The 9,579-nt window shown below is 41.7% G+C and carries 11 protein-coding genes; 5 read left to right on the top strand and 6 right to left on the bottom strand.

What is annotated here, in order from left to right:
• Positions 1 to 65 precede the first annotated feature (65 nt).
• A complete protein-coding gene (locus tag AACX38_RS09100) occupies positions 66 to 1,019 on the top strand; it encodes a LysR family transcriptional regulator (protein ID WP_228864099.1) in 954 nt (317 codons plus the stop codon).
• 129 nt (positions 1,020 to 1,148) lie between these two features.
• On the opposite strand, the gene AACX38_RS09095 is transcribed toward AACX38_RS09100, so the two are convergent.
• Positions 1,149 to 1,631: a DMT family transporter gene (locus tag AACX38_RS09095; protein ID WP_228864098.1), complete on the bottom strand. Its 483-nt coding sequence runs from the start codon at positions 1,629 to 1,631 to the stop codon at positions 1,149 to 1,151.
• A 304-nt stretch (positions 1,632 to 1,935) separates the two neighbouring features.
• Between AACX38_RS09095 and yhjD the strand changes: the two genes are divergently transcribed.
• From yhjD to AACX38_RS09075, 4 genes are all read left to right on the top strand, one after another.
• A complete protein-coding gene (yhjD, locus tag AACX38_RS09090) occupies positions 1,936 to 2,907 on the top strand; it encodes an inner membrane protein YhjD (RefSeq protein ID WP_228864097.1) in 972 nt (323 codons plus the stop codon).
• A gap of 55 nt (positions 2,908 to 2,962) precedes the next feature.
• Positions 2,963 to 3,169: a 2-hydroxymuconate tautomerase family protein gene (locus tag AACX38_RS09085; protein ID WP_099109478.1), complete on the top strand. Its 207-nt coding sequence runs from the start codon at positions 2,963 to 2,965 to the stop codon at positions 3,167 to 3,169.
• Between the two features lie 145 nt (positions 3,170 to 3,314).
• Entirely contained in the window at positions 3,315 to 3,734 is a 420-nt protein-coding gene (locus tag AACX38_RS09080) for a hypothetical protein (protein ID WP_228864096.1), read from the top strand.
• Positions 3,735 to 3,858: 124 nt separating this feature from the next.
• Positions 3,859 to 4,101, top strand: a complete 243-nt coding sequence (locus AACX38_RS09075) for a hypothetical protein (protein WP_228864095.1) — start codon at positions 3,859 to 3,861, stop codon at positions 4,099 to 4,101.
• A 211-nt stretch (positions 4,102 to 4,312) separates the two neighbouring features.
• Here the strand turns inward: AACX38_RS09075 and AACX38_RS09070 are convergent, their stop codons facing one another.
• The 5 genes from AACX38_RS09070 to dppD form a co-directional block, all read right to left on the bottom strand.
• Complete coding sequence (locus tag AACX38_RS09070) at positions 4,313 to 4,936, bottom strand: glutathione S-transferase family protein (RefSeq protein ID WP_228864094.1); 624 nt, start codon at positions 4,934 to 4,936, stop codon at positions 4,313 to 4,315.
• A 25-nt stretch (positions 4,937 to 4,961) separates the two neighbouring features.
• Positions 4,962 to 6,431, bottom strand: a complete 1,470-nt coding sequence (locus tag AACX38_RS09065) for an insulinase family protein (RefSeq protein ID WP_228864093.1) — start codon at positions 6,429 to 6,431, stop codon at positions 4,962 to 4,964.
• A 93-nt stretch (positions 6,432 to 6,524) separates the two neighbouring features.
• Positions 6,525 to 7,226: a HAMP domain-containing protein gene (locus AACX38_RS09060; RefSeq protein ID WP_228864092.1), complete on the bottom strand. Its 702-nt coding sequence runs from the start codon at positions 7,224 to 7,226 to the stop codon at positions 6,525 to 6,527.
• 328 nt (positions 7,227 to 7,554) lie between these two features.
• Entirely contained in the window at positions 7,555 to 8,580 is a 1,026-nt protein-coding gene (gene dppF, locus AACX38_RS09055) for a dipeptide ABC transporter ATP-binding subunit DppF (protein WP_228864100.1), read from the bottom strand.
• Positions 8,581 to 8,597: 17 nt separating this feature from the next.
• Positions 8,598 to 9,578, bottom strand: coding sequence for a dipeptide ABC transporter ATP-binding protein (gene dppD / locus AACX38_RS09050; RefSeq protein WP_099120320.1), 981 nt, complete (start codon positions 9,576 to 9,578; stop codon positions 8,598 to 8,600).
• Position 9,579 lies beyond the last annotated feature (1 nt).

Below are 9,579 nucleotides of genomic sequence, written 5' to 3'. Positions count from 1 at the left end.
AAACGAGGAAAAAATAGATTTTGTGATCTGTATTTCAATTATTTTAAAGAAAACCTATAAATACAATGAATTTTAATGTAAATTATAAAAAATATTTCTCTATAAAAAATATGAATAAATTACGAAACATTGACCTTAATCTATTAGTGACTTTACACGTATTATTAGCCGAAAAGCATATTACTCGCACAGCCAATAGATTACATAAGAGTCAACCCGCGATAAGCCATGCTCTTGCTAATTTACGTAACCTGTTTGATGATCCTTTATTAATTCGCCGAGCCGGAAAACTTGAACTCACTACTCGGGCTCAGGAATTACTCATACCGCTTCGTGAAATTTTAGGGCAAGTGAGTACATTAATTGAACCGCCATTATTCGATCCAACACAGGCTAACAGAACATTTCGCCTATCCATGTCAGACTATGGCGCACGTATTCTATTACCCTCTTTAATTAGAACTTGTCACTCTATTGCACCTAAAGTTAAATTTAATATTAATCAGGCCAGTAGGGAAGCAATGCTGCTCGATATTGTTGATAGCGAAATTGATCTCGCTCTCGGTGTTTTCCCGCAAAAAATACCTGAGAATGTGTGTTCACATACTTTATTTACAGAAAGTTTTTCTTGTCTGGCGGATGCATCAACAATCCCGGATAACGGATATCTGGATAAAAATTCCTGGTTAGCACGCCCCCATGTATCTGTTGCTATGCAAGCAGGCATTGAAGACGATATCGATCGTGTTTTATTAAAAGAGGGGCTGCATAGAGAAATTAGCGTACAATTGCCTCATTGGGGAATAGCTAATGATATTATTTCCGGAACAAATTTAATTCTTACCGTAGCTCATCGCAGTTTGATAAATACTAAAAATGATACTAATCTTCGCATATTTTCCCCGCCGTTTGATATTGCACCTTTCAATTTTAAAATGATATGGCATAAACGGCAGGAGATAGATGCGGCTCATTGCTGGTTAAGGCAAACAATCATGAATATTTCAGATAATCACTAAAGTGAAGTCTTCATGATAATTACTTCACTCATATTTATCCATGTATCTTAATGGCTTGCCCGCTCTCAGAAACCCACATAACAGTTTTAACGTTGGCTTATGATTGCTTTAATTTTTCACACGTAAATTCTAAATATTGTTATTGTCTGTTGTGAAATATTGAACCGTTAGGATGCCAATCAGGATTAATACTATACCTAAAATCTTCCCTAAATTTATTGGCCTGAGTTCTAAACCCATCAAGCCAAAATTATCTATTAAAACAGATGTAATAATCTGTCCGGCGATAACGCAAATAATAAAATTTGTTGAACCTAATTGAGGGATTAAAATAATAGCAGCCGTAATATAAATAACTCCGGCAATACCGCCAATCCAGGACCATATTGGTAAGTTAACTACCTGAGTCATGTTCGGTGCAGGTACTCTCATTATTAGCAAAATAGGAATAACAGCTAATAAACTCACTATAAGTGATATTATTGTGCCCCATAACGGGTATCCTAAACCGCGACCCAATACAGCATTAGCCCCTGCTTGCAATGGAACTACTGCACCAGCAAAAACTGCCCCACATGCAAAAATAACAGCTGATATTGAAATAGAAGACATACTTTATATTACCTCCAGTTAACTTTAGAGCACGTTATTCATGTCTTATGCTTGTCCAATCTTCCCTATAAGTGTGACAACATTTAGTACACAGTGATTCTTGTTCATTAATGAAAAGAATTGAAATCATTTTTTTAATACAGAGTTATTCAAATAATGAATAACTGGCTACTGTTATACCCATAGCTTCTGAATCGCTATCACGGAGACAAGGAAGCCACATCATTATCATGCTGTTTTCCTTAGCAGACATAATGGGCTACATTAAGGTCATATCAGGCAAGACCAGAATTAAGAGGATGTAATGCCCACTGACTTAAAAAAAAGGGAAAATATCAATAAGGATACTATCAGCACACCATTACAGAAGGGGCTGGATGGTGGGAAAAAAGCACTTTCAGTGACGATCCGCCTTGGCAACTATATCCGTCATATCCCATTCATTGCCCACTTGATCCGGGCAGCACAGCGTTTCAACGACAGAATGGGCAGCCAGTTTGGTGCGGCTATTACCTATTTTTCCTTTCTGTCACTGATTCCGATACTGATGCTCTCTTTTGCCATCGCGGGTTTTGTGCTGGCTTCCAACCCCGACTTGCTGACAAGACTCATCAATGGAATTGCCAATAGTATCAATGATCCATCACTGGCAAATACGCTGAAAAACAGCGTGGATACCGCCATAAGGCAAAGAACAACCGTTGGATTAACAGGTCTGGCAATTGCGCTCTATTCCGGCGTGAACTGGGTCGGCAATCTGCGTGAAGCAATCCGTGCTCAGTCCCGCGAGGTCTGGGAACGCACTCATGAAGATAAAGAGAAAATCTACTTTCAATATATCCGTGACGTTTTCTCCCTGTTTGGCTTGCTATTTGCCTTAGTCATTACACTTTCCCTGAATTCCATTGCAGGATCTGCGCAGGCAAGCATAGTTCATGCCCTTGGCTTAGAGAATATAGAATGGCTTCGCCCAGCATGGACATCCATTGGCATGTTCATTTCCATTTCAGCCAATTATCTGTTATTCCTGTGGATATTGTGGATCCTGCCACGCCATCAGCCCGAACGGAAAGCGCTGTTTCAGGGAACCTTAATGGCTGCTATCGGGTTTGAGATCATTAAGTCGATTATGACAATGATGCTACCACGCCTTGCCAGCTCACCTTCTGGTGCTGCTTTTGGTTCTGTTATTGGCCTGATGGCATTTTTCTATTTTTTTGCCCGACTGACCCTATTCTGTGCTGCGTGGATAGCCACCGCAGAGAAAAAAGAGTGACAAAACGAGACTGCTTCACCAGAAGCACTTTATAAAAAACTAAAAGGAGTCATATATGCCATTCGTAAACATCAAAATCACCCGCGAAGGGGCAACTGCTGAACAGAAAAAACAACTGATTGAAGGTGCAACCCAACTGCTGGTGGATGTACTTGGCAAAAACCCGGCCACCACTTTTGTCATCATTGATGAAGTAGAAACGGATAACTGGGGAGTTGGCGGAAAAAGCGTAACAGAAGTGCGAGCCGCCGCGAAGAAATAACGTATTTCTTGAAAAGAGAAATCAGCGATTAGGGCGAATATATCGCCCTTTTTATTTTAATCAATGAGAAAATTTAGCATTAATAATATAAAATTGAATGCCTTGGCATGGTGCGCATATTGAAATATTTTGGAGTAACATCTGGATGACAGTGAGTATTGGTTTAATTAAATGGCCTGAAGATCGTAAGTCATGTGTTCAGTTATATTTGGACTTCTTACTAAGAGTAACGGATATGTTAAATATAACTTTTAAGGATTGTGAAAATGATCCTATTCAAATTACGCGTGAATATTTAAAGAACTGTAAAACAGAAACTGAGAGAGAGGCTGCGTTATCATTTTGGTGGAATTATGTTGATAGTTGTGATGGGATTAGAAACTTTAAAGATAAACCACTTGTAATGGCACGTTTAGCCATCTGCTTTTTATCAATAAAAGAAAAAGATATCCCCGAAATAGGTGAGCATCTATCATGGTTTATTGAGGTTCTAGGGTTTTTAAAGTTGGATCTATCTAAAGTTATCGCTTTTATGGGTGAACACTTTGAGTTTAACCAAAAATAGTAAAATAAATAATCTATCAAATTCAAGGAGGAGATATCCCTCTACCCTTTTACTTCATTTTTTATTAGTGAAAACCTTTTCCCTTAGAGAAAAAACTGTATCAGTTTATTAATCAGATATATAAATGAACAAAGAAGAACTCAAAAAACTTTTAAAAGAAAACAAAATTTCATCGTCATACTATTCATTAGAAGGAGGAACCCCCGATCATAGAATCTGTCTTACTTATAAGAATGGTTATTGGCTAGTATACTATGCTGAAAGAGGTAGTCAGTGTGGAATAGAGTCATTTGAAAAAGAAGACGATGCATGCCAAAAATTATGGGAGTATGCAAATAATATGAAAATGGCATCCGAATATAAGTAGAGACAAAATATTTCATGACATCAATTTATTCTTTAAAGAAAAATAAGGAGTAGTTCACGATTAGCAATTAATCAATCCTAATAAAATCAATTATTATCAATGTCATAATATGGAAAATCATATCTCCTACCGCTAAAGCGATGTAGGAGCTTTCTCTTTTCCTGAAAAGACTAAAATCCTTTACTGCATATTTTTCCGAAAGGTTTTATTTTTAGGGACCTGTCGCAGGTTCTGGGATTAAAATTCCACGTTGCACTGCTGGTCTGGCTGCAATTCGGTTATGCCATTCGCTTAAGTTTTTATAATGGTCAAAATCAAAGTTGATAATACGTGCGATATGCGTCCAGCCAAAATTTGCGATATCAGCAATTGAATATTCTTTTCCACCAAAGTATAAATTATTGGCTAAATGACTATCCATGGTTGAAAAAGCCCGCTCTGTCAGTTTTTTATAGCGCTCAGTGGCTTCTTTGTTTTTTCCCTCATCAAAAATTTCAAAATTAACTCTCTGACCTATAATTGGGCCAACACTGGATGCATGAAAAATCAGCCACTGGATCGCCTGCCAACGGGCATTATGCTCAGAAGGAAGTAATTTATTTGTTTTATCCGCTAAATAAAGAAGAATTGCCGCAGATTCAAAAATAGTCGTATTTGTCTCGCTGTCAGACAAAACGGGAATACGACCATGAGGATTAAGCTGTAAAAACTCTGGTAGTAAGTTTTCACCTTTCTCAATATGAATATGGTTTACTACATATGGAAGCTCAAGCTCTTCCAGAGCAATCGTTATCTTAAATCCGTTAGGGGAACTGTCAGTATAAAGACTAATCATATAATTCTCCTTGATTGGGATAAGGTTAGTCTGCTTTTATTATCGCTTCAGTTGTCTTCGGTTCTTCCGGCAATGGCCCTGGGCGCATAATCTGGTTAAAGCTGTCCCTGAGCTGATTCACATCAATAACCGCTTCCCCTTTTGGCTGCACCAAAATAAATGAAGTTTCCTGAGATAACATCTCTTGCAGTTTTTTGTTTAACACTTGCGGTGTGAGGGAGGATAAAAATATCTGTCTCAGTCTGCTGTATTGCTCAGGAGCAATATCGATCACATTGTTCTGTTGGGAAATCAGGCGCTGGTTAATGAGTACGTCTGTGTCTGTGCGAGCATATACGGCGAAAAGATGCTGAAGTTGAATGCGCTTCTGCTTGTACAGTTCATCAAACTGCTCTTGTGGTAAACCGCTTTCACGTAGTGATGCCAAGGCAGAAGCCAGATAAAGTGTGGAATCTGTCAGTTTGCCTGATGAGGCGTTCAGATTTAAGTAGCAGTTTGCCCGTTGATACACAACCCGACAATCCAAATCCAGTTTGGCGTTATTTTGATTTTCTTCCAGCTTCAGTTGCAAATAATGGTAAAGAGCCTCACGGGCAAGTTCATTAGACCAGTGCTGAAATAGTGTCTGAGAATCATTAATCGGCTGCCAGTTCAGGTTCCAGGCTAAAGAAAGCCTATCCTGTATGGCCTTCTCACTTTCTACTCCCAGTGTTTCTGTTTTTAATGGCAGCAGGATAGGAACCGCAACAGGGGTCTGACGTTTACCTTCTAATGATGAAAATACCTGATTAAGACGCTCTGGTAATATCCGGCTATCCACATTGCCCGCAATATATAAAGTCATTGCATCCGGCGTATACCACTGCCGATAAAATGCTTCGACTTTTTTGACATCGACAGGGATTGATACATTCGCTCCGGGATCATGACCAATCAGAGTTGAGCCCTGTAATCGTATACGCCATGCAGGATCATGTATGTCTGATGGCAGAGTTGATACCAGATGCTCCGATGTTTTCATCGCCGGCGTTAACGTTTGAGGTGTGAACACAGCACCGCCAGCAATATCGGATAGCCAGATCAGTGCATCCTGCAATAATTCAGGCCTATTATTCGGTAAGCTAAGGCTATAAAGGGTGAAATCATAGGAAACTACGGCTGGCGGGAAAGGATTTTTGCTATCAACTGCGTTGTGCCACAGGTTTTCCAGTTTTTGTGAGGATAAATCTTTACTGGAAGAAAGAACAATTTTGGGTATGAGGTAAGTATAACCCTGCTGATAGCTTTTCTCCGCCAGAGATCCGGTTTTCACCATTAAGCGCAACTGTATTCGGTCGTTCGGCCGTTGTGGGGTTTGCAGGATTTGCCAGCTGAACCCATTTTCCAGTTTTCCCTGTTGCCAGGCAGGATCAGGCTGTAAAGTCTCTGCCTGAGCAAAGTAAGTTGTAGCCAGAATGGTGCCACCAATAAGATATCCGATTTTTTTGCATTGCATTCTCACTTACCCCTACCTGTTTAATTTTATCCTTGTCTGAACCAATAAAGATCGCAAACTGTTAGACCTTTATTCACCTTGTAAGGTTTCATTTCATCGAGACTTTTGCTTACTTATTTGGCGATTATAACCTTTTACCAGCAGACCCAGTTCATCATCCTGATGACCTTTGGGGCAGGTCATGGAAGCTGGCGGATGTTCTTCATTCAGTTCTCTCGCGATGTCACGCAACGGATGTATGATGATACGATTTACACACCAACTTACTGACACCGTAATAATAAGCGCGAGCAATAAGTAAGTGGTCAACATTAACGCAAGTGTATTTAATGCAAAGCGATACACACGATTGGAATCAACCTGTAGGATAAGATGCCCCTGTGACGCCAAGTCTTTCGATGAAATACCATAGACATATAAAGGAATATTGATTTCTACAGGGATGCCGAAAACTCGCTTTGCCAGTTCTGGTATAGGCCGATGGGTTGCGAAATCCAGACTCATAATCCGGGAGTCATCTCTGGATATCAGTTCAGCCCGCCCTAAAATACCCGATGTTTTCAGCCCAATCAGTAATGTTTTCGCTGTATTGAGATCAGACCTCAATAAAGCATCTGTCAGGGGAGTTTGAATCTGAGCAGCCGCATTATGGAGTTGGTTAATATAATCATCTTTTCGCTGCTGCAACAAATGCGATAATTGGATAGTAATGAAAATAGCAAGAGTGACCAAAGTAACTCCAGTCACTGCCGCCATCTGTTTAATAGTTAACGAACGTTTGACACGCGATTTCATTTTATCCAAACCAGTAATTAACCAAAGACGGGCTATAACGCCTTATTAATGCGGCTGAGTATACTTGATTTTTATTCTTATCGTCTCGTTTATACACTTCGTCTTTAAAGTTGCCTCTTTGTTGGCTGCGCTCACTCACCCCGGTCACATAGTTAGCTATGCTCCCGGGGATGAGTTTCCTTGCCGCCGCGATTCATCTTGAAATCCATTGTGTATAGATGAAAACCCCGCCGTAATTGGCGGGGTATTAGAGACTAAAGGATGAAATCAGCTACTGCGTAGTCATTCTATGTACGCCCACTGACGTTAATGCTACGGCCCGTGGCAATTACGCCGGTGGGTTTTGATTCTGCTCTACTGCAAAGCAAGCAACAAGCCGCTCGCCGTATTGCTTTAGTTTAGGTTGGAGCTGAGTACATGGGCCAAAAGCATGGCGGCAACGGGCTGCAAAAGCACAGCCCGGAGGCGGATTCATCGGGCTGGGCAGTTCTCCTGTTAATTTGATGCGTTCACGACGGAGTTCAGGATTTAAACGCGGTGTTGCAGACAACAGTGCCTGAGTGTAAGGGTGACTCGGGTTATTGAAAATCGTATGTTTGTCGCCCTTTTCAACACAGCGCCCCAAATACATGACCATCACTTCATCCGCAATATGTTCAACGACAGAGAGGTCATGAGAAATAAATACGTATGACAGACCCAGTTCTTGTTGCAAATCCATCATCAGATTCAGAACTTGCGCCCGTACCGAAACATCCAGCGCGGAAACAGGTTCGTCTGCAATAACGACATCAGGATTCAGCATTAATCCACGGGCAATGGCAATACGCTGGCGCTGCCCCCCAGAAAACATATGAGGGTAACGCTGGTAATGTTCAGGTTTTAGCCCTACTTTCTCCATCATTTGCAGAACTTTTTCTCTGCGCTCTTCTGATGTCAGTGTTGTATTGATAAGTAAAGGCTCTTCCAGAATCTGCCCCACTTTTTTTCGCGGATTCAGTGATGCATAAGGGTTCTGGAATACAATCTGGATTTTCTGGCGTCGCAGTTTTTCGGCTTCTTTATCTGGCAGCAATAAATCCTGCCCCAGATAATACAGTTCCCCTTCTGTCGGCTTTTCTATCATAGTCAGCAAGCGCCCTAACGTGGATTTTCCACAGCCAGATTCGCCGACAACAGCTAGCGTTTTGCCTTTTTCCAGTTCAAATGAGACGCCATCTAATGCTTTCACCATCCGCTCAGGTGAAAATATCCCCGTTTTAACCGGATAATATTTTTTTAACTCAGTCGCTTTCAGCAAAGGAACGGAAGTTTTTTCCTGCCCACTCGCGTTGTGAACAGCCTGTTTGTGCATCACCGTTTCTTGAATATTCATATCGTCGGCCTCCCCTTATCATCCAGCGGCATATGGCATTTAACCTGACGTTCTCCAACCAATTGCAATGCAGGCTCTACCTGATAGCAACGTTCAGTGGCATAAGGGCAGCGCGGATTAAGTAAACACCCGACAGGACGATCATATTTACCCGGAACAACACCCGGCAACGAGGCCAGACGAGCCTTGTCTACCGCAAATTCCGGTAATGCCCGCAATAATGCCTGCGTATAAGGATGACGGGGTGCTTTGAATATTTCAGTTGCCTTCCCGGCTTCCACTACCTGACCTGCGTACATCACAATAATATGCTGTGCGGCTTCGGCAACCAGCGCCAAATCATGAGTGATCAGGATCAGCGCCATATTCTCCTGCTGCTGTAACTCAAGCAACAATTCAATGATTTGAGCCTGAATAGTGACGTCCAGTGCTGTTGTCGGTTCATCCGCAATCAGTAGTTTTGGCCGACAGGCAATTGCCATCGCAATCATCACACGCTGGCTCATTCCGCCCGATAACTGATGCGGATAAACATCTAAACGGGAAGCGGGGTCTGGAATACCCACCAGAGTGAGCAAATCAATCGCCCGCTGATAACGGGTCTTGCGGCTGCCACCCTGATGGACTTTCAACGCTTCCATGATCTGATAGCCTACGGTATAGCAGGGATTCAGGCTGGTCATCGGATCCTGAAAAATCATCGAAACTTCCGCACCAATCAACTGGCGTCGTTCTTTTTCAGAAATTTTTGTCAGATCACAGCCATCAAACTCCAGTTTTCCGGCCATCACTTTGCCCGGATAATCTATCAGCCCCATAATCGCCAGTGAACTGACAGACTTACCCGAACCTGACTCTCCGACAATACCGACAACCTGCCCCTGCTCAACGCTGTAGCTGATACGATCAACGGCGCGGAATGGTGCATCTTCATCTCCGAAGTGCACCGATAATTGGTCTATATTCAACAATGCCATT

It is taken from the genome of Xenorhabdus sp. PB30.3, from assembly GCF_963895965.1.
Lineage (GTDB): Bacteria > Pseudomonadota > Gammaproteobacteria > Enterobacterales > Enterobacteriaceae > Xenorhabdus > Xenorhabdus stockiae.
The sequence above is the reverse complement of the archived record's forward strand: the minus strand, read 5'-3'. Positions and strand labels throughout refer to the sequence as shown.